We start from the raw sequence: 24192 nt of genomic DNA on the forward strand, positions 1-24192 counted from the left end.
TCGTATCACGACGTTGTTGCGGTGCTTACTTCCAGCTCCAGTTCGGCATGTCCGAGCCGGCGCCTGTCAGAGCCTGCTTTTGTGTGCCATCGGCCAGCATGGACATGATGCGCGTATGAGCACCATTGCCATTCGCGAAGACGATGTGGCGGCCATCCGGTGACCAGGAAGGGAAGTCGCAGGGGCCGATGTCATGCGTGAGCTGGATCCACTTCTTGGAGGCAATCTCCATCACGTAGATGTCCTGTCCGCCGGGAGCGCCGGGGCCGTACTTGCGGTCCCAGGCGAAGGTGAGGAACTGTCCGTTGGGAGACCACGAAGGCGAGGTAGCATAGCCGCCATCGGTGAGGCGCTGCACGCCGGAGCCGTCCGCGTCCATGATGTAGAGCTGCGGCAGGTGAGTGCGTCCGCTGATCCAGGCGATCTGGCCGCCGGTCTTGGGGTTCCAGGTGGGCGAGACGTCCGGGCCGATGAAGCTGGTGATCTTGTGCGCGACGCGGCCTTCGGGGTCGGAGATCCAGATCTCAGGATCGCCGGTACGCGAAGAGGAGAAGGCGAGTTGCTGGCCGCTCGGCGCCCAGGCCGGAGAGACGTTCGTTCCGCCCGCGGAGGTGAAGTTCACGAGGCGACCGAGCAGCAGGGAGTACATCTTGATCTGGAAGCCGTCTTTGCCCAGGGAGCTGAAGGCCACGCGGGAGTTGTCCGGCGAGACGCGCGGAGAGATCGATATAGCGCCCAGATGAGTGATCTCATGCTGGTTGGCGCCGTCGTAGTCCATCTCCCAGATCTCTTTGCCGGTGCCGGTGCGCTTGGAGTAGTAGATCTTCGTCTCGGCGATGCCGGAGACGCCGCCACCGAGCCGGGCGATGATCTCGTCGGCAAAGCGGTGGGCGATCTGGCGCGCGCTGTCGTCGCTGGCTGCTTCGTTGTATTGCTTGGCGAAGACCTGCGGATACTGCGCGTTCTTGGCGTCGTCGAGGAAGCCGTTGACGACGAGGCGATCGTTGGCCACGCCGACGTTGCCGAAGGCGACCATCGCCGCACTGGCCGGTGCGGCCGACCACTGCGCGAGGCTGATCTCGGCCTGGGTGCCCGGGGTGCTCTGCGGGATCATGTCCTTGGAGACGATGTCGAAGAGGCCGGCGGCGGTAAGGTCGGCGAAGAGCGTGGTGTCGAAGGTGTGTTTGTAGGCGGCAGGATCGCCGGCCTGAGGCTTGAAGTTGGCAACGGCGATACGAATACGGGTGGCGCCGCCACTGGTCTCCAGGTGAAACCAGTCCTGTGCGTGCATCGAGGGTACTGCGATCGACGCAAACAGGACGGCAAAGAGGCTAACGTTCTTCCCTGCACGGATGGATTTCATTGTCCCAATCATTCTTCTGTAATGGTAGACGCAGATTGCGTGTGAAGAGTGGTTTGATCACTGCTGGCGATAATCAAACTTGTACTCAATTGTGATGTGATCGCCTTCCGGAAGCTGTGGAAAGTTGTCCAGATGCTGAATGGCCCGGAGTGCAGCGGTGTCGAGTGTAGAGGAGCCGCTGTGGTTTTCGACGTGAAGATTCGCAATCGACCCGTCACGCTGGATGTCGAAGAGCAGCGTCACGCTCTTGTTCATGGAAGCGTTCGGATCGGCCTGCCCTGAGTAGGTGGCGTAGCTCTGGTTGACCGCGTTGGCCACAATTCTCAGGTAATACGCATAGCGATTGCCGAAGACGCGATTCTGAACGGTGAGGGCCGCGGTACCGTTTTTTAGCTGGGATACCGATTGCGGCAGCTGCGTGGCAGCGTCTCCGCTCGCTGCCTTCGGCGTTACCGGAGCGGGCTGGGGATGCTTGGGAGGCACCGGCGTCTCGATGGGAGCGACCTTGGGGACCTTTGTCGGCGTCTTTGCCTTGATCAACACATCGGTTGGCTTAGGCGGTGGCTGGGTGGCTTCTTTGGGCGGAGGCTGGGGCGTGGGGGTGACGTCCTCCGAGGCAAGCACCGAATCTTTGACGGGAGCGGCTTTAGGGGGCAAGGGAATCGCCGAGACCATGGAGGCCTGGATCGCTCCGATGGAGGCCGTGTTTTCACCCCAGTGCGGGGTATGAACGTGTTCGAAGATGGCCACGGCGGCAAGCCCGCCGATCAGGGCGAGATGCAGCACGATCGCTCCGGCAAGACCGCTGCCGAACCGGTCGTCCCGTTCCTCGCTCGTGGTGGCGTAATTACTCATCTGTCTTTCGTTCTTGTACCTGGTTTGTAGTTTTGAAGGGGCGGGGCTTCAGCCCCGCCGATTTATTCAATCGTAAAGTCGGCTTTAGCCGCGGAGGGGATGCTCGCTCCCCGCAAAGCTGCGGCCTGAACCACATAGATGTATAGCTTGTTCCTGTAAGTGTCTATCCACGTCCCGCATTCCCTCCGCGGCTAAAGCCGCTTCTCTACCCGCTCTGCGACGGAGGGGCTGAAGCCCCTCCCCTTCAAAACAACCTTCTGCACCAGCTTCGTCAAACAAGCTTCGTTACTTGTCTAGTGGCTGCGTCACGATGCTGATATTTGTAATGCCTGCTTGTTTGACGGCATCCATGACGGACGCGAACGCCCCGAAGGGCACCTTCTGATCGGCGCGGACGTAGACGACGCGCTTGGTGTTCTTTGCCGTCGGGCCCAGCGCCGCAGGCAGATCGTGGATGTTGACCGGCTTGTCCTGCAGGAAGACGTTCTGGTCCTTGTCGATGGTGATGACGCTGTGCTCTTCGGTGAGCTGGTTCACGGTGCGGGTATGTGGCACGGCGACTTCGACGCCGCTTTGCAGCACCGGAGCGGTCAGCATGAAGATGAGCAGCAGTACGAGCACGACGTCTACCAGCGGCGTGATGTTGATGTCGGCGAGCGCTGTCTGCGTCTGTCCTCGCGAGGAGAAGGCCATGGTTAGAGCGTCCTCCGGCGGGGCTCTTCCTGAACCGGCGGGGCGGGGGGCGGAAGCAGAGCCGCGTTTTCGATCGCGTTCAGAAGCTCGCGGCCGAAGTCGTCGGAGCGCGCCGCAAACTCACGCAGCCGTGCGGTGAGCTGGTTGTAGCCGATGAGTGCGGGGATGGCGACGACGAGGCCGGCGGCGGTGGTGATGAGCGCTTCACTGATGCCTGGAGCGACGGCCCGCAGGGTGGCTGCGCCGGCGGTTCCGAGACCGTGAAAGGCGTCAACGATACCCATCACTGTTCCGAACAGGCCGACGAAGGTGGCGGACTGGGCGATGGTCGCGAGCCAGGTCATGCGGCGTTCCATGATGGTCACCGCTTCGCTGGAGGCGGTCTGCGCGGCGCGTTCCATGGCCTGGGGATTAGGCGGCGTGCCGCGGCCTCCGCTCTGGCGCTGGTACTCGTCGTGGATCTCGTGGAAGACGGTGACGAGCGGGCTGGGGCGGAACTGGTCCGCGACAGCGGCGATCTCGCTCAAGCGCCCCGACTTGCGAAACGCCCGGACGAAGCGGCGGTTCTGCTTGTTGGCGGCACCGAAGCTTCTCCACTTCGAGAGCATGATGGCCCAGGAAAAGATGCTGGCCAGCAGGAGAATCCCGAGCACGGTCAGGGCCGTGGGTCCGCTGTTGTGCAGCATTTCGGTGAGCGCGCCGGAGTGCGCCGCAACGGGAGGCGGGCCGAGTTGGTCGGGTGTTGCGTCCTGCAGGAGTAGAGCGAGTGTGAGCACAGTCATAGCGTCAGGTTTAGTGTACTTGCGGGATGCGGTTCAGGTGTACCCAGGCAGGTACGGGTGAGTTGTTGTTTGTTTTTCGTCGTCATCCTTCGCCGATGGCTGATGACGACGAAAAACAGATATGTCTCGATCTCTCCAAAACTTCTTTGTGATGCGCTTTTCTTTCGCCTCCTGTTATGCTCTCGGTGACGAGAGACTCCCATGCTGCTGGAACTGCGCGCAGAAAACTATGCCGTTATCGACCACGCGGTCGCGGTCTTTGGCCCCGGCCTGAACCTGCTGACGGGTGAAACCGGTGCTGGCAAATCGATCCTGATCGACGCCCTGGTGCTGCTGCTGGGAGGCAAAGCCTCCAGCGATCTCGTGCGCTTTGGCGCGGAGAAGGCGGTGCTGGGCTGCGTCTTCGAGTCGACGATCGGCGCGGATGCGATCCTCGAACGCAACGGCATCGACCCGGAGTCGGGAGAGATCCTCCTGCGGCGCGAGATTGGCGCGAACGGCAAGGGCCGTGTGTTTATTAATAACCAGCCGGCGACCGTGGGCGTGCTGCGGCAGCTTGCGCCGGAGCTGGCGCTTGTCCACGCGCAGTCCGAGACCTTAATCGCTTTCGACGCCGAACAGCAGCGGCTGCTGCTGGACCGGTTTGGCGACCTCAGCTCCGAGGAGGTTGCGAACGCCTTCGACGTTTGGAGGGGACTCCGCACGCAGATCGAAGAGCTGCGTAACGCCGAGCAGGACCGCATGCGTCTTGTGGACCTATGGAGCTTCCAGTCACGCGAGATTGAGGCTGCCGGCCTTACCGATGCGGAGGAAGATACACAGTTGGAGGCGGAGAAGCGTGTGCTGGCCAATGCCGAGCGGCTTCTGACCGGAGCGAACGCCGCGCAGGAGTTGCTGTACGAAGGCGAGACCTCGGCGGAGTCGCTGCTGGGAGCTGCGCTGCGGCACGTCGAAGACCTGGCGCGGTTTGATGAGCAGTTCCGCGAGACGGCGCAGCAGCTGGCGTCGGCCAAGGCGGGCGTTGAGGATGTGACTTCGACGCTGCGCAAGTTTGCCGGGGAGATCTCGGCCTCTCCGGAACGGCTGGGTGAGATTGAAGACCGTCTGGCGGCACTGGACCGATTGAAGCGCAAGTACGGTGCGACGCTGGGCGAGGTGATGAGCTTTGGCGCTGAAGTTGCGGGCAGGCTGGCGGAGCTGGAGAATCGAGATGCAAGGCTGCGGGAGCTGGAAGTCCAGCTTGCGACTGCGGCGAAGACCTATGAGGCCGCCGCGCACCGCCTGAGCGAAGAGCGGGTGGCGGCTGCGCGGAAGCTGGGCAAGGTGGCGGAGCGGCAGATCAACGAGCTCGCGATGCAGGCCCGGTTCGCGGTGGATGTGGTGTCTGACGAGACTGCAACGGCCTGGGCGGCGCATGGCTGGGATAGCGTCGAGTGCCGGATTGCGACCAATCCCGGCGAGCCGGTGAAGCCGTTGACGGAGATCGCGTCGGGTGGCGAGATGTCCCGCGTGATGCTGGCGCTGAAGGTGTCGGTGGAAGAGGGCGCTGCCGCGGCGGCGAAGCGCAAGCGCACGGCATTGCCGCGAACGCTGGTGTTCGATGAGATCGACATCGGCATTGGCGGCAGGGCGGCAGAGGCCGTCGGGCAGAAGCTGAAAACGTTGTCGCGGGCTCAACAGGTGTTGTGTATTACGCATCTGCCGCAGATTGCGGCCTTTGCAGACCAGCACTTCCTGATCGAGAAGTCGGAGCGGCGGGGAAGAACGCAGACGGGAGTTCGCCAGATGGAGCGCCCGGAACGCGTGGAGGAGATTGCGCGCATGCTTTCGGGTGCGAGCCTGACGGAGACTTCGTTGCGCCATGCGGAGCAGATGCTGGCGTCGAGCGTATAGGCGCTGGGGAGATTCCCTCCGTGGCTAAAGCCACAGAAGCAAAGGCGCGGGGACGGCGGGGCTGAAGCCCCGCCCCTTCAAAGCAGCCCTGCCCCTTCAATGCGATCCACCCCTTCAAAGCAGCCCCGCCCTTTCAACGCGACGTCAGCAGCGAAAAACGGCTGTGACGGCAGCGCGGGCAATAGCATTAAATCCCCTCCTGTGCAAGCAACTCGGCACCATGCGGACAGCTCTTATTGAGCAACTGTTACGCCGTAAGGAGACTGCCATGCCAGAACCCAGGAAATGCGGACACGCGAGTTGTTCCTGCATCTGCACGGATGGCAAGAAGTTCTGCTGCCAGATGTGCGAAGACAGCAAAAACGTTACTGATTTGAGGTGCGACTGCAAGCATTCGTGCTGCGGATAGAGTTTGCTGGAACGATGTGAAGAAAAATAAAGGGGAAGCACAACCGAGGCACTTTTTTCGTGTCTAGGTAGAGACGTTTTCTTCTTTTTCTTCTTTCTTTGTCGAGGGGGCCGAACATGATCGAATCGCCAAATTCCGCGAAACGCCTGTTGCTTGCAACCGTACGTCCGATCATGACCTCGCCCCTGGCGATGGCTTTGCCTGGGGTGTTGGCGGCGGCCAGCCTTGGCGGGGTGGGGGCGTCTGTGGCCCAGCTCCTTCCGCTTTTTCAGCAGGACCCATCTGAAGAATAAGGGGCTCCCGCTGGTTGTGGACCGGACCCTGGGATGCACCGGACGTGGTTCAAATTGAGTGCGTTGCCCCAGGGAAACGCGTATACTTGGGGGTGTGAATGCAGCCACCCTTGCTCCCGAAGATATTAACCAGAACGTAACCGGTTCCCCGGCGAAACGCGTCCTCCTGCTGAAGCCCCGCGGCTTCTGCGCGGGAGTGGTTCGCGCCGTGGATATCGTAAAAATCGCCCTGGATACCTTTGGCGCGCCGATCTATGTCCGCAAGGAGATCGTGCATAACAGCTATGTGGTGAACGATCTCGCCGGCAAAGGCGCTATCTTCGTCAACGAGTTGGACGAGGTTCCGGCCGGTGCACGCGTCATTTACTCGGCGCACGGTGTCTCCCCGGCGGTTCGGGAGCATGCCAAGGAGCGCGGCCTGAAGGTCATCGACGCGACCTGCCCGCTGGTCACCAAGGTTCACGTGGAAGCCATCAAGTTCGCCAAACAGGGCTATTCGCTCGTTCTCGTCGGTCATCGCGACCACGAAGAGGTCGAGGGTACCCAGGGTGAGGCCCCGACCGTAACTCAGGTCGTTTCAACGGTCGAAGAGGTTGCAGTGCTGGTGGTGCCCGATCCGAACAAGGTGGCCTACCTGACGCAGACGACGCTGTCGCTCGATGAAGCCCGCTACATGATCGAGGCTTTGAAGAAGAAGTTCCCCAACATCGTTGGGCCGCATGCGCAGGACATCTGCTACGCGACAGAGAACCGCCAGACAGCGGTGAAGAATGTCGCTCACGGAGCGGACGTGGTTCTGGTAGTCGGATCGCGGAACAGTTCGAACTCCAATCGTCTCGTGGAAGTCTCCCAGAATCTGGGAACGAACTCCTACCTGATCGATAAGGCGGAGGATATCCAGCCGGAGTGGATCGAAAACGTTTCGACTGTTGCGATTACGGCAGGCGCCTCCGCGCCTGAGATTCTGGTGCAGGATGTCGTTCAGTATTTGCAGGGTAAGGGATACGGATCGGTAGAAGAAGTCGAAGTGATGCCGGAGAATGTACGTTTCGGCCTGCCGCCGGAGATTGTGCAGGCGATCGCCTCCGCGCCTCCGATAGCGAGAGACGTCACGGCATAACCAGCGGCTGACTGTTACGGCAGCCGTTGAGGGATAACCATTTTCAGGATGAGTACAACACCGATCAATCCGAGTAATCCGGGGGGTACGGCTCCAAAGCAGCCACGGTTCGGCCGGCTCGACATGGCCATGGACCTTGTCATTGGCGGCATCAACCGGTCGGTTGAATGGCTGATGGGCGAGCAGGAAGAGCCAGGCTACTGGTGCGGAGAGCTTGAAGCCGACTCGATGCTCGAGGCGGACTATATCTTCATGCATACGCTGCTGGGGTCTGGCGACCGCGGCAAGATGGAGCGGTGCATCAACGAGATTCTGCGCCATCAGAACGCCGATGGCGGATGGAGCCTGTATCCCGGCGGCCCGTCGAATGTGCACTACGGCGTGAAGTGCTATCTTGCGCTGAAGCTGATGGGCTGGAGCGCGGACGATCCGGTGCTGGTGCGGGCGCGTGAGAACGTGCTCTCGCTGGGCGGTGTAGTCGAGTGCAACACCTTCACCAAGATCTATCTCTGCGCGCTGGGTCAGTACGACTATGACGCGGTTCCGGCGGTTCCGCCGGAGATGCTGCTGTTTCCGAACTGGTTCTACTTCAACATCTACGAGATCAGCTCGTGGTCACGCGGCATTCTGGTGCCGTTGTCGGTCATCTACTCGACCAAGCCGTTCAAGAAGCTGCCGCCTGAGCAGGGCATCGATGAGCTGTTCGTCGGTGGCCGCGCTAACGCGGATCTGCATCTGCGCTGGAATAAGAAGCAGTTCTTCTCCTGGCGCAACTTCTTCCTGATGCTCGATCGCATGATGCACTGGGCTGAGCGTATCCACATTCGCCCGCTGCGCAAGATCGCGCTGAAGAAGGCCGAGAAGTGGATGCTGGATAGATTTGAGATGTCGGACGGCCTGGGCGCCATCTATCCCGCGATGATGAACTCCATTATTGCGCTGCGCTACCTGGGTTACTCGGAAGACGATCCGCAGTTCATCCGCGCGATGGACGAGTTCGAGAAGCTGGGTATTGAAGAGCCAGAGGTTCCGGGTGTGCATCCAGCTCGTTTCCGCATGCAGCCCTGCATGTCGCCGGTGTGGGACACGGCGTATGCGGTCTTCGCGCTGGGCGAGGCGGGTGTTCCCAAGGACGATCCCCGGCTGCTCAAGGCCGCCGACTGGATGCTGTCCAAAGAGGTTCGTCACAAGGGCGATTGGGCGGTCAAGGTCAAGAACGTCGAGCCCGGCGGCTGGTACTTCGAGTTCAATAACGAGTTTTATCCCGATGTCGACGACTCGGCGCAGGTGCTGCTGGCCCTGAACTGCGTGCAAAACCCTCGCGAGCGCTACCAGTACGAGGTCTCGCAGCGGGCATTGAACTGGATCTTCGCGATGCAGTGCAAGAACGGCGGCTGGGCCTCGTTCGACAAGGACAATACGAAGCAGATCTTCGAGTCGATCCCGTTTGCCGACCATAACGCGATGATCGATCCGCCGACGGTCGACATCACCGGGCGCATCCTGGAGATGCTCTCCGGCTACGGCTTCACGCGCAGCGACAAGCGGGTGGAGAAGGCGGTTCAGTTTATCCTCAAGGGGCAGGAGCCGGATGGCTCATGGTTTGGCCGCTGGGGCGTCAACTATCTCTATGGAACGTTCCTGGTCCTGCGCGGGCTGGAGGCGATCGGGTACTCGTACCTGGAGCCGGCAGTGCAGCAGGCGGCGGAGTGGATCCGCATGGTGCAGAATACCGACGGCGGATGGGGCGAGACCTGCGGCACGTATGACGATCCGAACCAGCGCGGCGTTGGGCCTTCGACGCCTTCGCAGACTGCCTGGGCGATCCTCGGGTTGCTGGCGGCGAACGATACCCGTTCGGACTCGGTGGCCAAGGGAATTCGCTGGCTGATCGAGCGTCAGCATGAGGACGGTTCGTGGGACGAGCTGATGCCGGGCCGCGATGGCGAGAGCTATTACACCGGAACAGGTTTCCCCCGCGTCTTCTACCTGGGGTATCACCTGTACAAGCAGTACTTCCCGCTTTTGGCGCTGACGACGTATCGCAAGGCGCTCGAGCGTGAACAAGCCGAAGCCTAAGACCGTACAGCAACATCGAATACATTACACACGAAGTATGAAGGAGTACTCAGCATGGCCGTACCTATCTCACAAGCCTGGACCGTAGCAACCTACGTTCTCAAGCAGAAGCTTTCGGGACGCAAGCGGTATCCGCTGGTGCTTATGCTCGAGCCACTCTTCCGCTGCAACCTGGCCTGCGCCGGCTGCGGCAAGATCCAGTACCCTGCGCACATCCTGAAGGCTGAACTGACGCCGGAGCAGTGCTTCAAGGCGGTAGAAGAGTGCGGTACGCCGATGGTGTCCATCCCTGGCGGCGAGCCTTTGCTGCACCCCCAGATGCCGGAGATCGTCGCCGGCCTGGTGGCGCGCAAGAAGTATGTTTACATGTGCACGAACGCGCTGCTGTTGAAAGAGAAGCTGCATCTCTTCAAGCCGTCGAAGTACCTCAGCTTCTCCGTGCATGTGGACGGAGAACGCGAGCATCACGACTTCGGTGTCTGCCGCGAAGGCGGATACGACGTCGCAATGGAAGGCGTGCGCGCGGCTGTGGACGCGGGTTTCCGTGTCACGACGAACACTACGCTCTTCGATGGCGCAGACCCGAACTCGGTGCGCCGTCACTTCGACCAGATGATGGAAGCGGGCGTGGAGAGCATGATGGTCTCGCCCGGCTACACCTACGACAAGGCCCCGGACCAGAACCACTTTCTGGGCAAGGCGAGGTCGCGCAAGCTCTTCCGTGCCATTCTCTCCAATCGCAAGAAGGCGTGGGAGTTCAATACGCACCCGCTGTTCTCGGAGTACCTCATGGGTAAGCAGGACTTCGAGTGCACGCCGTGGGGTATGCCGACGTACTCCATCTTCGGATGGCAGAAGCCCTGCTACCTCCTGCAGGATGGTTACGCCGATACCTTCCAGGAGTTGATGGAGACGACCGGATGGGAGAAGTACGGCGCCAAGAGTGGAAACCCGCAGTGCGCTAACTGCATGGTCCACTCCGGGCACGAGGCTTCCGCGGTAGATTACAACTTCAGCTCGCTGAAGGGATTCTGGACAACGGCTAAGAAGTACATCTTCCGTCCTCAATATGAGGATGCGGATGCTCAAAAGCTGTTGAATGAGTGGAAGTCCGAGAGCCGCGGTCCGCTGGTGCAGATCGCCGGACAGACGCCGGTGGTTGTGACGACCTCGGTCAATGAAAACATGACCAGCGTGGCGGGAGACTAACGATGGCGACACCACAACAGGAACGTCTGAAGATCGAACAGCTCCAGCAGGTCTCGGCGGACGAGATCGAGACGATTGCAGGCCGCGAACGCGAGAATCTGGAAGGCTGGATTCCTGCGCTGGCGTCGGAGGATGAAGTTCGCGACGCGCTGGAGAAGGCGTTTGATTATCGCGGCGACATCACAGTGACGCGCAAGGACGGCTCGAAGGTCGAAGGGTATCTCTACGACCGCTTCAATGCGCCGACGCTGGAAGCCTCGGTGATTCGTATCATTCCGACTCCCAAGCCGGGCAATCCGACGGAGCGGGTGAACGTCCGCTATGTCGATGTAGCCGCACTGCAGTTTACCGGCCGCGATACGGCTGCTGGCAAGACGTTCGAGGCCTGGGTGAAGAAGTACTGGGAGAAGAAAGCTGCTGGCGAGAAGAATATTCAGATCGAGCCGGAGAAGCTGGACTAGTTTTCTTGCTTTCAGCTCAGGACGCAGCTTGGGTGCATTGGCAGTTTAGATACAGGGGCTGAGAGGCCGACTCATTGCAGTTACCCATGAGTCGGGCTTTCAGCCTTTACCTCTTTATAGATCTGATTCCAGGCCAGCGGGCCGGTTGGTATAAAACCGCGCCTTTAGTGCTGGATCTGGTGTCTAATCCCAGAAGCAGATTTTCTTTGAGAATGATAGAAGCAAAGCGCCTGTTTCCGTGTTGAAGATCGTAGGTTAGCAAATGGCAGGAAGTCTCTAGCGCATGAATCTCTTCATCACGGGAGCCACGGGTTTCGTTGGCTCTCATATCGCGACGCTCGCTGCAAGGCAGGGCGCAAAGCTTCGCCTCCTGACACGCAAGACTTCGAATCTCACTCATCTTCCTAAAGCCGCTGAACTTGTAAACGGCGATCTGCGCGAGCCTGCGGGGTTTGCCTCGGCCTTGCGGGGTTGCGATGCCGTGCTGCATGTCGCCGCTGATTACAGGCTGTGGGTCCCTGATCCTGCCGATATGTATAAGGCCAACGTCGAGGGCACGCGTGAGTTGCTCCGCCTCGCGCGCGAGGCCGGCGTGCCACGCGTGGTCTATACGAGCAGCGTGGCGACCATGGGCTTCAAGCGCGACGGGACGATCGTCGACGAGAAGACGCCGGTGAGTGAGGCCGATATGATCGGCCATTACAAGCGTTCGAAGTGGCTTGCCGAACAGGTCGCGATAGAAGCCGCCCGGGCCGGGCAGCACGTCATGATTCTCAATCCGACGACGCCCATCGGTGCGCTCGACACCAAACCCACGCCTACGGGACGCATCGTGGTCGACTTCCTCAATCGTAACTTTCCGGCGTATGTCGATACGGGGTTGAACCTGGTGGATGTGTCTGAGATTGCGCGCACGCATCTTGCGGCGCTGGAACGCGGTACTCCGGGAGAGCGCTATATTCTGGGCGGCGAGAATCTAACGCTGAAGCAGATCCTGGACCGGCTGGCTGCGATTACGGGACTGCCTTCGCCGAAGCATAAGGTGCCGCATGCCGTGGCGATGGCGTTCGCGTTCTTCGAGGAGAACCTCACCGGCAAGCTGCGCGGCAAGGAGCCGCGCGCGACCGTGGAAGCGGTGCGCATGGGCAGGAAGATGATGTTTGCAAGCTCCGTGAAGGCGGAACGCGAGCTTGGATTCCAGGTGCGTCCGGTCGAGGATGCGCTGCGTGAAGCCTGCCGCTGGTTTATCGCCAACGGCTATGCTCCCAAGCAGGCCTCCGGACAGGCAGGACTCGTATGAGCGGCTGCGTCGCCATCATTGCTGCATTGCCTCGCGAGATCGCCGGTCTCGTGCGTGGCACGAAGCCCGATGTTGGATTGCTGCATCGTGGTATTCATCTGCATCGGCTGCCGCATGCCATTGTTGTTGCCGCGGGCATGGGCTCGCAGCGTGTGACGCTGGCCTTTGCGGAGGCCGTTGCCGCTGCGTCGATTTCAACGGTGATCTCGACTGGCCTGGCGGGTTCCTGCACCTCAGGTCTTGCTGCAGGCAATGTGGGCGAAGCGTCAGCGGTGATCGAGGCGCGTACCGGAGAGCGGTTTGTCACGGTGTCGCCGCCGTCAGCTTATGTGCTGGCGACAACGGAGACGATTGCGAGTGTTCGCGAAAAGGCTCGTCTAGCCGAGACGTATGCCGCGGCAATGGTCGATATGGAAGCCGCGACGGTCGCAAGACTCGCGGCAGCGCATGAACTGCCGTTTCGTGCGATCAAAGCGATCTCCGATGCGCATGACTTCGAGCTTGCCTCGCTGGCACGATTCGCCGGGAAGAATGGGTACTTCCGCACGGGGGCGTTTGCGATTCATACGGCGTTGCGGCCGCATCACTGGTCGAAGGCGATGCAGCTTGGAAGGGTGAGTACGCTTGCCTTGGCAAGTTTGCACGCGGCGCTACGTGAGGTGGTAGCGGCGGTATAAGTGCTTCGTAGCTCGTTGTTTTTGTATTCCTGTGGCTTCAACCCTACTCGGGATTCAGTTTCGCTAAAGCAGTTCCCATGTCGCGTAGCCGTCCCCGCTGGGAAGAACCGTTATTGATCTGTCCGGGAATACTAACGTACCGCATACTTTGCGAACACAACCACATTAACCAACACCAATAAGACGACAATGGCGGCAGCAATCTTCTGGACTCTACTTTGCATTTGAGTCTCGATAGGCTGGCTCCGCCAAAACAGTAGGATGAGTGCTTCCCGTTCCTGCCAGAGCAGCATCATCATCGAAATGAGCAGAAAGAAAGCCGCAATCTCCGCTCCCAAAGCAATATGAAAGAAGATATTGATCAATAGGATGTTGGCCATCACCGGCGTCAACAGCGCCGCGCCCAACAAGGCGCTCTTCCGGAACAGCAACAACACTCCGCCAAGAATCTGCGTGAGCCCAAGAATCGACCCGTAGGCGTGCGAGTACGCATAGTAAAACCAGGTCAGTTCGAAGCCGCTCAGGGATCCGATTGGCCTGGAACCAAGAGCTTGTCCTGACGCAAACTGTCCTCCCCCGATTAGCTTCCGTGTTCCGTAGGTCAGAATGAGATAAGCACTGATGTATCGGAGCCACTCCAGGTACTTCGGACTTCTCTGCCTTGGGGTCTCTTTGTCGACTAAATCTGCCATACCTTCTATTAGCACATCTTAGAAATGGATTGAGTGGCTTTCGGGAACGTTAAGACAGAGATCGATGAGAAGATTGCCTTGTTAAATAAATGGTCGTCGTCCGCGATCAACAGCGCTCGTGAATATCAACAGCGCTCGTGAATGTGGCTTCGTAGCTGGATGGCTCGTCGCTCGTTGCTTTTGTATTCCTGTGAGTCTCGGAACCCTGTTCTGGGTTTTGTTCAGCTAAGAGGTATGAGGGATTGAGCTATGAGGGGTTGGGCCTTGTATTCTGGATAGATCATGTCTCGTACCATGCAAGCCGCTGTTTATCGTGCTCCCGATGATGTTCGTACAGAAACTATTGCTATTCCCGAGATAAGTTCGGGAGAGGTGCTTGTTCGCATTGATACCTGCGGTATCTGCGGAACGGACCTGAAGAAGATCCATACAGGCTCTCACTCCGCACCGCGTGTCTTCGGTCATGAGATGGCGGGGACGATTGCGGCTGTGGGCGAAGGCGTGCATGGGTTTGCGGTAGGCGACCGCGTGATGGCGTTTCATCATATTCCGTGCGGACAGTGCTTCTACTGCCGCAAGCAGACCTTCGCGCAGTGCGAGCGCTACAAGCTGGTGGGAACGACAGCAGGCCTGGGGGCGGCGGCGGGCGGCGGTTTTGCACAGTACATTCGCGTGATGGACTGGATCGTCGGCGATGGTGTGACCCCTGCGGGACTAATCAGGATCCCCGACGATATTCCGTTTGAGCAGGCCGCGTTTATCGAGCCGGTCAATACGTGCTTCAAGGCGATTCAGCTTTTGAATCTTGAGCCTGATGACACGGTGCTGGTGATCGGGCAGGGAAGCATCGGCATCCTGCTGGCCGCGCTTGCGAGGCAGACCGGCGCCACAGTGCTGACCTCGGATATGTATGCGGAGCGTCATGTCATAGCGGCGAAGTTTGGGCTGGACCATCCGCTGGATGCGCGCGGCGATGTTGTGGCAGCGGCGAAGACGGCGACCGAAGGCCGTGGCGCTGATGTGGCCTTGGTAGCCGTAGGCGCGGATGCCCTGATCGCAACGGCGATGCAGGCGATTCGTCCCGGCGGCCGGGTGATGCTCTTCGCGAGCACGCAGCATGGCACGGCTCCCTTCGATCCGGCGGCGGTCTGCATGGACGAGAAGACGCTGATGGGGTCGTACTCGGCTTCAGTGGCGATTCAGCAGGAGGGAATCGACCTGGTCTTTGAGGGCTACCGCTCAGGCAAGCTCGATCTCACGCAGTTGATCTCGCACCGGTTCTCGCTGGACGATGCGGCTGCGGCGGTTCACCTGGCGTCGAACCCGCAGCCGGATTCGATGAAAATCGTCCTCAAACCCTAACGCGTAGAGTACGACTGTCTCGCCCCAATAGGATATCCACCCTGGCCTAGCGAGGCGATTGCGCCTCCACCAAGGCTGTCATGAGCAGATCAAGGTCGGCGGGATTGACGTCGCTGACAGCGATCATACGCAGGTCATGCGTGTAGGCGTAATGGATGGTGAATCCGGATTGAGTTTCGAGCGATACCGGTGCGCTTTCATTTGCGGATCTCTGGGTAAGAAAGACCGAGGCCCGATGCTTGCCGATGGTGAAGAGGAGAAGCGCCGCAGGCCGTCCATGAACAAAGGTGAGATCGCCGCCATCGAGGGTAGTCCCGGCAGGCAAAGCATTGGGAAGGTTGAAGCTGAACGGCAGCTTGCCCTGGAACCAGGGTTTTACCGTGTGGCGATCGCTCGAGACGACCTCAGGCGAGGAACCGCTGGATAACACAGCCAGGTGCTGATCGAGCAGTTCCGCGGAAAGGCTATTGGATTGGCGAGTCTCTCGCCACCCTATGAGCGAGACCACAACGATAAGGCTCGCAGCCAGTGCGCCCCACGCCCATGAACGTATCGGATAGACGCGTGCGGGCCTCTTCGGTGCCTCCGGGCGAAGCTGCGCTGTGAGGCGGCTGAGCGCCTCTGGCGGAACGACGACGCGTTCAGAGACACGTGTGGTGGCAGCCTTGAGCTGCATCGCGGACACGATGCGCAAAGCGCAGGAATGGCACGTGGCCAGGTGTTGCCTGAGGTCTTGTGCTTCGTTCGAAGACAGCTCGCCGTCGATATAAGCGCTCACTTGGTCGGAACGTAGATGTTGAGACTCTTGAATCATAGCGATCCCCCGACTTGCTGTCGCAACTGCTCGTGAAGGGTCCGGCGGGCACGCGAGATGCGCGACATCACGGTACCGATCGGAATGTCGAGAACCATCGCGATCTCTTTGTATTTAAGCTCCTCCACCTCGCAAAGCAGCAGGACTTCGCGAAGCTGCGGGTGCAGACTCTCCAGGGCTTCTGTTAGTGCCGCATGGTTGTCGAGACGGAGCAGGTGATCTTCCGGAGTCGGACTTGGGTCGCTGACGTCGAGCAGATCGACCTGGTCCTCCAGAAAGACTGTGCGTGAGGCGGCGATGGCGGTCCGTGACGTAAGGAAGGTGTTGCGCAGGATACGGAAGATCCATGCTTTGAAGTTGGTGCCGGACTGAAATGAATCGAAGGCCCGAAGCGCTTTGGAGATCGTCTCCTGCACTACATCCTCCGCCTCTTCATGACTGCGGCTCAGCCAGAATGCGTGGCTGTAGAGCGATGGCAGCAGAGGCAGCACGAGTTGTTCGAAGCGCGCGCTACCGTTAGAGGCGGGCATTGTGCAAAGATCCTCAAGGCGACGTAGAGCCGTGGATGGGGGTGAAGTGGGCGAAGATTTTTTCCGTAGGAACCACACTTCTTCCATAACTATATTAGGCCCGGTTTATTCCAGCGCCATCAATTAAGTAAGGGTTGGAGAAACATTCCCAGGTGTGCCATCAAACTGCAAACGCAGAGTGCGCGAAGGACGCTAAGTTGGCGCAGAGTTTCCTTTGCGCCAACCTGGCGTACTCTGCGTTTGCGGTTTGGATGAGCGCTATTCTGCGATATATGTGGAATCGAAGAAATCCTTCTCAGGATGAGCCATAGCCTTGTAACTAAATTAGGCCGGCTTTATTCCCTCATTAAATTACTTTTTTCGCCGTGAATAAATTCCGTGTTCGCCAGTTCTCTATGGTGCAGGCAAATAAACCTAATGGAGCTGGATATGAATCGCTTTACGGAAGATGAGATAGTGCAGGAGAGTCAGGCGCAACCTGCTAGTGACGGAATCGACAGACGGAATTTTCTCGGATGCATGGCATGGGCAGGCACAGGTCTGCTCTGGACGATGGCCGGTGGTATTCCGGTATCGAAGTTATTGGCCCAGTCGGTAAAGCCCGGCGCTGGTGCCGGGAAGGTCGAAGATTTTTCCTTCGTCCAGATTAGTGACAGTCACATCGGATTCAACAAGGGTGCGAATCCGGATGTCACGGGGACCCTACAGAAGGCCATCGATAAGATCAACGTGGTTCCCGCCGGGATGAAGGCACCGGACTTCATGATTCATACCGGGGATATTACGCAGAACTCGAAGGCCTCAGAGTTCGACACGGCCTCACAAGTAATCAAGAGCGCCAGGGTCTCAGAGGTGTTTTACGTTCCGGGCGAGCATGATTTTTCGCTCGACGACGGTGCGCTTTACAAGCAGCGATACGGCAAGGGAACGGTCGGCAATGGCTGGTACAGCTATAACCACAAGGGCGTTCACTTTGTGGGGCTCAACAACTGCGTGCAGGTCGACGCGATGGGCAACCTGGGAGCGGATCAGTTGGCCTGGCTGAAATCCGACCTCGCTGGATTGAGCGCTTCAACCCCGATCGTGGTGTTCGCGCATATTCCGCTGTGGATGGTTTATGAGAAGTGGGGCTGGGGCACGGCCGATGGCGCACAGGCGCTTGCTCTTCTGAAGCGCTTTGGATCGGTCACCGTGTTGAATGGCCACATTCATCAAGTGGTGCAAAAGGTGGAGGGCAACGTCGCATTCCACACGGCGATGGCTACTGCATTCCCTCAGCCCGCGCCGGGAACTGCGCCGAACCCCGGACCGATGGTCGTTCCCGCGGGCAAGCTGCAGAGTGTGCTCGGGGTAACAAACGTCAAAGTCGTTCGCGGACACAGTCATCTCGCCGTAGTCGATCACTCGCTGGAGGAGGGCGCTTGAGACATTCACGTGTAATCATCGCGCTGGCCGCAGCCGCGGCTGTCATAGGGGGATTGGGGTTTGTTCATCCGTTTGGCAACCCACGTGTCGAGCCTGGAAAGGGGCTCGACACGCTGTTGGTGCACGCAAGTATGTCTGCTGACGCGAAAAAGATCCTCATCAGCAAATGTGCTGACTGCCATTCGAATGAAACCCGGTGGCCGGTGTATGCACTCCTGGCACCCGGATCATGGCTGATCGAGTGGGATATCGTAGAGGCGCGCAAGAAGCTGAATCTCTCATCCTGGGATCAGATGGCTGCCGATGAGCAAGAGCAGATGATCGGAGAGATCATTCACGAAGCGAAGGCTGGTGAGATGCCACCGTCGCAGTACCGTCTTCTTCACTTGAAATCTCAACTGACAACCCAGGATGTGGCAACACTCTCGAGTATGCAAACGAGCGAAGCACCGCAGGCGAGTACAAGCAGCTCTGGCGATGCCGCACGCGGAAAGATGGTGTTTGAAAAGCGGTGCATGGGCTGCCACACGATGGAGGCAGATCGAGAAGGACCGCGGCTGGCCGGTGTGTTTGGAAGAAAGGCTGGAAGCGTAGCGGGATTCAACTACTCCGCGGGGCTAAAAAAATCTGGCATTACATGGGATGAAGCCTCGTTGGAGAGGTGGCTCACCGACCCCGACATGATGGTGCCGGACAACAATATGAGCATCGGTGTTCCGAGGGCTCAGGAGCGGTCGGATTTGATTGCCTATTTCAAGCAATTTAAATAGCCGATCGAACAGGTCAAGGAGAGATATAGCGCGTTCCTTGGCCAACCTGGTTCGGCAGAGAATTGATGTTGAAATTTCTCGCTTTGCCTGGCAAGACGGCCTGTGATTGAAGTCAGGATGCGATGGCCACAGGACTTCGGCGGTCAACACGCGACGCCGCTGTACGCAGTCGGACCACGGATTGAGTACAGCGGGTCAGTATGGGGCCTGCAAATCTCTACCGAATGCGTCAGCGTTCTCGCCGGATGAAGAGCGTTCCAGCGATGAACAGCGCCGCGCCGGTGCCGCCGAGCAGATAGATGGCTTTGCGATAGGCGGCCTGTACCGCAGGCGGCGTCGCGCGGGTGTTGTCGAGACACTGCGAGCAGCCCTGGCCGAAGCTCTGCGCGGCGATGCCCAGCAGCAACAGGCTGACGAGCCATACCCAGCGCAGCAGGTTGGTTCTCAAACGCCCCTTCATTGGCCGTACTCCAACAGGACGAACAGGAAGATCCAGAGCAGGCCCATCGCGTGCCAGTACCAGACGGTTGCGTCGACGAGGATCTGTCGCGAAGCGAGCTTGTGGGAGCGGCGGAGCCCGATCAACGCGGCGATGAGAGCACTTACGCCGATGAAGAGATGAATGGCGTGGGCGATGGTGATGAGGAAGAAGAAGTGGCTGCTGGGGTTCGACCGGAAGAAGACATGCTGCGCGGCGAGCTGGTCCCAGGCTATCCATTGCCCCACGAGAAATAAGCCGCCTAGCCCAAGGGTTACGGAGAGCCAGGCTGCGGCACGCTGCGAGGTGCGGCGGCTCAGGCCAATCCACTCATCCATCACATCGACTTCGCGAAACATGCTGCGGCGAGCCATCTCCGCGCTGGCTGAGCTCAGGAGGAGCACGGCGGTGTTGAGCCAGAGGATCGAGGGGATGGTGGTCGGAAGCCACTCGTTCACGTAGTGGCTGTAGGCGTCGAAGTGGCCGCTGGCCCGGGTGACGAAGAAGGCGCTGACGATGGCGATGAAGAACATCAGCACCGCGAACAGGCCGAAGAACAGGCCCATGCGGACCTGAGAGAGTCGCTCGCGCGGGCCGCGACGGCCCTGGGGGCGATCGTTCCAGTTGTCGCCGCCCTCGCCGTTACCGCCGGTGAGTTTGTCTGTGGGAGGTCTGCGCCCGGAGCCGTTATCGCTCTCGTGGGCGCGGTGGCGGCGATCGATCTCGGGCGGTGTGAGGATGGGGGACATGGCGTGCCTTGTTTTTCAGCTTACTCCGGCGGAAGCGTAGACGTCGCGCCTGATTCCCACTGCGGGAGAAAAGATACGCCATCTTCTGAATAGTGACAAGGGCCTCGATAGGTTACGAGACCTGTGGGTTTGTCTTCGGTAGATGCCTCGTCGAAGTCCTGCGATGCCCACTCCATCGTCGTTGCCGACCAGGGGTTGGGCGTTGCGAGGAGATGTGAGCGCAGGGTCAGCACGAGGTTGAGCAGGAAGGGGAGCTGCGCGCAGGCGAGGAAGAAGGCTGCGTAGGTGATGCCGTGTTGCAGCGGCAGGGTGGTTTGCAGCAACTGGCCTGCGGGGCCACTTCCGCCGCCGGTGAGCTGGGCATACTGGCGTGGCTCTCCGGCGAGTCCGGTCAGGTGCATCGGAAGGAACGTACCGTACGCCCCGATCAAGGTACCGGCGAAGTGCAGCTTGCCCAACGGCTCCGAGAGCAGGCGGCCGAAGAGCAGCGGAAACCAGTAGTAGGTCGCGCAAAAGAGACCGAAGATGCCGGCCATCGCCATGATGAGATGGAAGTGCGCGACGACGAAGAAGGTGTTGTGAAGGTACTCGTCGAGGATCGGCTGCGCGAGAATCGGGCCGGTAAGGCCGCCGGTGATGAACAGCGAGACGAAGCCGAGAGCGAAGAGCATCGGCGTGGTGAGCCGGGGGCGCGAGCGCCAGATGGTGGCAAGCCAGCTCAGGACCTTGGCGGATGAGGGCAGGGCGATGGCCATCGACGAGAGCGCGAAGGCTGAGCCTGCGAAGGGATTCAGGCCCGCGACGAACATGTGGTGTCCCCAGACGAGGATGCCGAGGAACCCGATGAGCAGGGTGGTTGCGATCATCAGCCGATAGGCGAAGACGCGGCGGTGCGCGAAGTTGGCCAGCACCATGGAGGTGAGTCCCATGCCGGGGAGGATGGCGATATAGACCTCAGGGTGGCCGAAGAACCAGAAGAGATGCAGCCAGAGCAGCGGGGAGCCGTCGCCGTGGTGCTGCAACAGGACACCGTTGACGAGATCGCCGGTGGGAAGGAAGAAGCCGCTCTGCAAATGGCGGTCGCAGAAGAGCATGGCCAGCGCGGCCAGCAGTACGGAGAAGACGAGCACGCTGAGCAGGGCGGCGGTGAACCATCCCCAGACGGTGAGCGGAAGCCGCTGCCAACTCATACCCTCGCCGCGGAGTTTGACGATGGTTGTCAGAGTGTTGATCGCGCCCAGGGTGGAGGCAAGGGAAAACAGCGCGATGGCAGCGAGCCACACGTCCATCCCCTCTCCCTGGCCGGGGCCGGCGAGCGCGGTGGCCGAGAGCGGAGGGTAGGCCGTCCAGCCGGAGATGGGCGAGCCGCCGGGGACGAAGAACGCTGCCAGCAGTACCAGGAGAGCCAGGCCCGTAAGACCCATACTCGCGGCGTTGAGGCGGGGAAACGCCATGCGCCGCGCGCCGATCTGTGCAGGCAGGATGAGGTTGCCGAATCCTGATTGTGGCGCGACCGTGAGCACAAAGAACAACATCAGCGTCCCGTGCATGGTGACCAGGGCCAGGTACTCTTCGGGCAGAATGAGGCCGTGCAGCGGCAGAGACCACGCAGGCCAGGTGAGGTGCAGGCGCATCAGCAGCGAGAGTACGGTGCCGACGCAGGCTGCTGCCAGCGAGATCGCCACGTAGCCGAAGCCCACGGTGCGGTGGTGCGTCCAGCGGCTGTGTTGGGCTGTCATGGCTGGCCTCGCTTGCCGGCGGCGGCTTCGTGGGCCTGCAGCCAGGTGTCGAACGCTGCGGGGGGAAGTACGAGCATCGTGGCCTGCATGCGATAGTGCCCGAGGCCGCACAGTTGTGTGCAGAGGATGGCGTAGCTGCCGGGCTGTGTGGGCGTGAAGTGGATGTGTGCCGTCTGGCCGGGCACGGCGTTCTGTTTTAAGCGCATCTCGGGTACGGAGAAGCCGTGGATGACGTCCTGCGCATGCAGTGCAAGATCGACTTCGCGTCCGGCGGGCAGGACGAGCTGGCTGGTGACGAGGTCGTCCGCGCCGTGGCGGTCCGCCGGGTCGAGCCCGAGGGGATTGCCTTCGCCCGGAGCGACGAGCGTGGGTTTGGTTTCGCCGAAGGCAGCGTCTGCGCCCGGGTAGCGGAAGTACCAGGCGAACTGCATGCCCGTGACCTCTACCTGCATGGCTGTGAGGCTGGCGCCGGTGTAGCGCTGCGCTGCCCAGAGCTGCTGCGCGCGGGCCGCGAGGAATGCAAATAAAAGTGTGAGCGCGGCGAGGGGGAGGTACTCCAGCAGCAGCGTATGGACCGGGCGCGATGCGCGTCGCCGGAATGCCAGGCCGGCGAGCAGGATCAGATGTGCGAGCGCGAGTAGAGCGAGTGCGATCCAGAGGTTCAGCAGCAGATGGGTGTCGAGCGCGGGGCCGTGTGCGGAGGCGTCGACGGGCAGACGCCAGAAGCGTTGGCCGGTAGCGATCGCCTGCGCAGAGTGCATAGGTTGATTGTAGTGGTGCCGTTGGTTCGTAACTCGAAGCTTATGACTCGAAACTCGAGTCGGGGGAGTTCAGGTCGAGTTTCGAGTCTCGAGAGGCGAGTTACGAGTGGGCTTGATGAACCATGTCCAGGAAGAGTTGGTGGACGCGGGTGTCGGTGCTGAGTTCAGGATGGAAGGTTGCGGCGAGCAGAGAGTCTTTGCGGATGAGCGCGGGATCGTCGCCGCGGCGGGCGAGAATCTCGATGTCTTCGCCGACACGGCTGATGCGCGGGGCGCGGATGAAGACCATCTCCATGGGGCCGCCGGGAAGCGTGGTTTCGGTGCTCAGGATGGCCGAGTCGTTCTGCCGTCCGTAGGCGTTGCGTTCGACAGCGATGTCGAGCACGCCGAAGGAGCGCTGTGTCGGATTGGCGACGTCCTTCGCCAGCAGGATGCAGCCGGCGCAGGTGCCGAACGTGGGCTTCGTGTGAACGAACTCGTCGAGCGCGTCGTAAAAACCTGCGCGTTCGAGATGCTTGAGAAAGGTCGTCGACTCGCCACCGGGGATGACGAGTCCGTCGAGCCCTGCAAGCTGCTCCGGCCTGCGCACCAGGCGAACGGATGCGCCGAGCTCCGTGAGGCGCTCGGCGTGAATATCGTAGGCGCCTTGCAGGGCAAGGACACCGATGAGGGGAGCGCTCGACACGGTAGTTACCAACCGCGCGTCTGCATCAGGTTCTTCTCTTCGATGGCAGCGGCGGCGAGGCCCTTCATGCTTCCGATGATGGCTTCCGAGGCTTCGGCGACGATCTTCGGATCGTTGAAGTGCAGCGTTGCGAGCACGATGGCCTTGGCGCGTGAGACGGCTTCGGCGCGCTCTTCGGGGTTGCGGGGCTGACCGACTTCCTTGCTGGTGCAGAGGCCGACCTCCGCATCCTGCTTGGCCCAGAGCTCGACATCGAGCGGCTTGGCGCCATCCTTCATGAAGATGCCGGAGCCGACGAAGACCGTCTCTGCGCCGAGCTGCATCATGAGGGCCGCGTCGGCGGGGGTTGCGATGCCGCCGGCGGAAAAGTTGGGGACGGGCAGTTTGCCGGACTTCGCGACCATGCGGACCAGCTCATAGGGAGCGCCGTGGACCTTGGCGGCGTTGTAGAGCTCTTCGTCGCCGAGCACGGTGAGGGCCTTGATCTCGCGGACGATCTGGCGCATGTGCTGCACGGCGTGGACGACGTCTCCGGTGCCGGGCTCGCCCTTGGTGCGGATCATCGCAGCGCCTTCGGCGATGCGGCGCAGGGCTTCGCCGAGATTGCGTGCGCCGCAGACGAACGGCGTCGTGAAGGCGTGCTTGTCGATGTGGTAGACCTCATCGGCGGGGGTGAGGACCTCGCTCTCGTCGATGAAGTCGACACCGAGCGATTGCAGTACCTGGGCCTCGGCAAAGTGGCCGATGCGGGCCTTGGCCATGACCGGAATGGTCGCGACGGCCATGATGCCTTTGATGAGCTTGGGATTTGCCATGCGGGCGACGCCGCCTTCGGAGCGGATCATGGCGGGGACGCGCTCGAGCGCCATGACGGCGACCGCGCCGGCTTCTTCAGCGATGCGGGCCTGCTCGACGTTCATCACGTCCATGATGACGCCGCCCTTGAGCATCTCGGCGAGACCTAATTTGAGCCGCAGCGACGGTGCTGCGCCAGTTCCATTGTTTTCCTGTGCCATAGCAAACTCCCCCTGCAGCAGCGATGAGATGACCATC

Annotated in this window: 24 protein-coding genes; 11 read left to right on the top strand and 13 right to left on the bottom strand. The window is 60.5% G+C overall.

The genetic code is table 11. The annotated features are described in order from the left end of the window. Positions 1 to 25: 25 nt before the first annotated feature. From HDF15_RS19665 to HDF15_RS19680, 4 genes are all read right to left on the bottom strand, one after another. The gene (locus tag HDF15_RS19665) at positions 26 to 1363 is read right to left on the bottom strand and encodes a PD40 domain-containing protein (RefSeq protein WP_184258643.1); all 1338 of its coding nucleotides are present in this window, start codon (positions 1361 to 1363) and stop codon (positions 26 to 28) included. Between the two features lie 57 nt (positions 1364 to 1420). After that, positions 1421 to 2218 (bottom strand): TonB family protein, encoded by a 798-nt coding sequence (locus HDF15_RS19670; protein ID WP_184258645.1) that lies wholly within the window; start codon positions 2216 to 2218, stop codon positions 1421 to 1423. Between the two features lie 285 nt (positions 2219 to 2503). Beyond that, positions 2504 to 2911 carry a biopolymer transporter ExbD gene (locus HDF15_RS19675; protein WP_184258647.1) on the bottom strand — a complete coding sequence of 136 codons (408 nt, stop codon included), beginning with the start codon at positions 2909 to 2911 and terminating at the stop codon, positions 2504 to 2506. 2 nt (positions 2912 to 2913) lie between these two features. Further along, the gene (locus HDF15_RS19680; protein WP_184258649.1) at positions 2914 to 3693 is read right to left on the bottom strand and encodes a MotA/TolQ/ExbB proton channel family protein; all 780 of its coding nucleotides are present in this window, start codon (positions 3691 to 3693) and stop codon (positions 2914 to 2916) included. 201 nt (positions 3694 to 3894) lie between these two features. Between HDF15_RS19680 and recN the strand changes: the two genes are divergently transcribed. The 8 genes from recN to HDF15_RS19720 all read left to right on the top strand — a co-directional run bounded on the left by recN (position 3895) and on the right by HDF15_RS19720 (position 13134). Further along, positions 3895 to 5586: a DNA repair protein RecN gene (gene recN, locus HDF15_RS19685; RefSeq protein WP_184258651.1), complete on the top strand. Its 1692-nt coding sequence runs from the start codon at positions 3895 to 3897 to the stop codon at positions 5584 to 5586. 525 nt (positions 5587 to 6111) lie between these two features. Continuing rightward, a complete protein-coding gene (locus tag HDF15_RS19690) occupies positions 6112 to 6288 on the top strand; it encodes a hypothetical protein (RefSeq protein ID WP_184258653.1) in 177 nt (58 codons plus the stop codon). A 94-nt stretch (positions 6289 to 6382) separates the two neighbouring features. Then, a complete protein-coding gene (locus HDF15_RS19695) occupies positions 6383 to 7408 on the top strand; it encodes a 4-hydroxy-3-methylbut-2-enyl diphosphate reductase (RefSeq protein ID WP_184258655.1) in 1026 nt (341 codons plus the stop codon). A 48-nt stretch (positions 7409 to 7456) separates the two neighbouring features. After that, positions 7457 to 9487, top strand: a complete 2031-nt coding sequence (gene shc, locus HDF15_RS19700) for a squalene--hopene cyclase (protein ID WP_184258657.1) — start codon at positions 7457 to 7459, stop codon at positions 9485 to 9487. Between the two features lie 54 nt (positions 9488 to 9541). Further along, positions 9542 to 10696, top strand: a complete 1155-nt coding sequence (gene hpnH / locus HDF15_RS19705; RefSeq protein WP_184258659.1) for an adenosyl-hopene transferase HpnH — start codon at positions 9542 to 9544, stop codon at positions 10694 to 10696. 2 nt (positions 10697 to 10698) lie between these two features. Next, positions 10699 to 11157 (top strand): hypothetical protein, encoded by a 459-nt coding sequence (locus HDF15_RS19710; protein ID WP_014264571.1) that lies wholly within the window; start codon positions 10699 to 10701, stop codon positions 11155 to 11157. Between the two features lie 283 nt (positions 11158 to 11440). Then, positions 11441 to 12457, top strand: a complete 1017-nt coding sequence (hpnA, locus tag HDF15_RS19715) for a hopanoid-associated sugar epimerase (RefSeq protein ID WP_184258665.1) — start codon at positions 11441 to 11443, stop codon at positions 12455 to 12457. Continuing rightward, entirely contained in the window at positions 12454 to 13134 is a 681-nt protein-coding gene (locus tag HDF15_RS19720) for a phosphorylase (RefSeq protein ID WP_184258668.1), read from the top strand. The genes hpnA and HDF15_RS19720 overlap by 4 nt, the downstream gene beginning before the upstream one ends. A gap of 131 nt (positions 13135 to 13265) precedes the next feature. Here HDF15_RS19720 and HDF15_RS19725 read toward each other — a convergent pair whose 3' ends face one another. Further along, positions 13266 to 13826, bottom strand: coding sequence for a hypothetical protein (locus HDF15_RS19725; RefSeq protein ID WP_184258670.1), 561 nt, complete (start codon positions 13824 to 13826; stop codon positions 13266 to 13268). Positions 13827 to 14108: 282 nt separating this feature from the next. Between HDF15_RS19725 and HDF15_RS19730 the strand changes: the two genes are divergently transcribed. Next, positions 14109 to 15188 (top strand): alcohol dehydrogenase catalytic domain-containing protein, encoded by a 1080-nt coding sequence (locus HDF15_RS19730; protein ID WP_184258671.1) that lies wholly within the window; start codon positions 14109 to 14111, stop codon positions 15186 to 15188. A 46-nt stretch (positions 15189 to 15234) separates the two neighbouring features. Here HDF15_RS19730 and HDF15_RS19735 read toward each other — a convergent pair whose 3' ends face one another. Further along, positions 15235 to 16002, bottom strand: coding sequence for an anti-sigma factor (locus HDF15_RS19735; RefSeq protein WP_184258674.1), 768 nt, complete (start codon positions 16000 to 16002; stop codon positions 15235 to 15237). After that, the gene (locus tag HDF15_RS19740) at positions 15999 to 16532 is read right to left on the bottom strand and encodes a sigma-70 family RNA polymerase sigma factor (RefSeq protein ID WP_184258676.1); all 534 of its coding nucleotides are present in this window, start codon (positions 16530 to 16532) and stop codon (positions 15999 to 16001) included. The genes HDF15_RS19735 and HDF15_RS19740 overlap by 4 nt, the downstream gene beginning before the upstream one ends. 429 nt (positions 16533 to 16961) lie before the next feature. Here HDF15_RS19740 and HDF15_RS19745 point away from each other — a divergent pair, with 429 nt between their 5' ends. Both HDF15_RS19745 and HDF15_RS19750 read left to right on the top strand, forming a co-directional pair. Next, entirely contained in the window at positions 16962 to 17957 is a 996-nt protein-coding gene (locus tag HDF15_RS19745; protein WP_184258678.1) for a metallophosphoesterase, read from the top strand. Then, entirely contained in the window at positions 17954 to 18727 is a 774-nt protein-coding gene (locus tag HDF15_RS19750) for a heme-binding domain-containing protein (RefSeq protein ID WP_184258680.1), read from the top strand. The genes HDF15_RS19745 and HDF15_RS19750 overlap by 4 nt, the downstream gene beginning before the upstream one ends. Positions 18728 to 18956: 229 nt before the next feature. Here HDF15_RS19750 and HDF15_RS19755 read toward each other — a convergent pair whose 3' ends face one another. The 6 genes from HDF15_RS19755 to pdxS all read right to left on the bottom strand — a co-directional run bounded on the left by HDF15_RS19755 (position 18957) and on the right by pdxS (position 24155). Next, a complete protein-coding gene (locus HDF15_RS19755; RefSeq protein WP_184258682.1) occupies positions 18957 to 19187 on the bottom strand; it encodes a copper resistance protein CopC in 231 nt (76 codons plus the stop codon). Beyond that, positions 19184 to 19954 (bottom strand): cytochrome c oxidase subunit 3, encoded by a 771-nt coding sequence (locus HDF15_RS19760; RefSeq protein WP_184258684.1) that lies wholly within the window; start codon positions 19952 to 19954, stop codon positions 19184 to 19186. The genes HDF15_RS19755 and HDF15_RS19760 overlap by 4 nt, the downstream gene beginning before the upstream one ends. A 20-nt stretch (positions 19955 to 19974) precedes the next feature. Further along, positions 19975 to 21693 (bottom strand): cbb3-type cytochrome c oxidase subunit I, encoded by a 1719-nt coding sequence (locus HDF15_RS19765; protein ID WP_184258686.1) that lies wholly within the window; start codon positions 21691 to 21693, stop codon positions 19975 to 19977. Then, entirely contained in the window at positions 21690 to 22454 is a 765-nt protein-coding gene (locus HDF15_RS19770; RefSeq protein WP_184258688.1) for a cupredoxin domain-containing protein, read from the bottom strand. Before HDF15_RS19770 ends, HDF15_RS19765 begins: the two co-directional genes overlap by 4 nt. Positions 22455 to 22554: 100 nt before the next feature. Further along, positions 22555 to 23139 (bottom strand): pyridoxal 5'-phosphate synthase glutaminase subunit PdxT, encoded by a 585-nt coding sequence (gene pdxT, locus HDF15_RS19775; protein WP_184258689.1) that lies wholly within the window; start codon positions 23137 to 23139, stop codon positions 22555 to 22557. 5 nt (positions 23140 to 23144) lie between these two features. Beyond that, positions 23145 to 24155, bottom strand: a complete 1011-nt coding sequence (pdxS, locus tag HDF15_RS19780) for a pyridoxal 5'-phosphate synthase lyase subunit PdxS (protein WP_184258780.1) — start codon at positions 24153 to 24155, stop codon at positions 23145 to 23147. Positions 24156 to 24192 lie beyond the last annotated feature (37 nt).

Source organism: Granulicella mallensis (genome assembly GCF_014203225.1).
Taxonomy (GTDB): domain Bacteria; phylum Acidobacteriota; class Terriglobia; order Terriglobales; family Acidobacteriaceae; genus Granulicella; species Granulicella mallensis_A.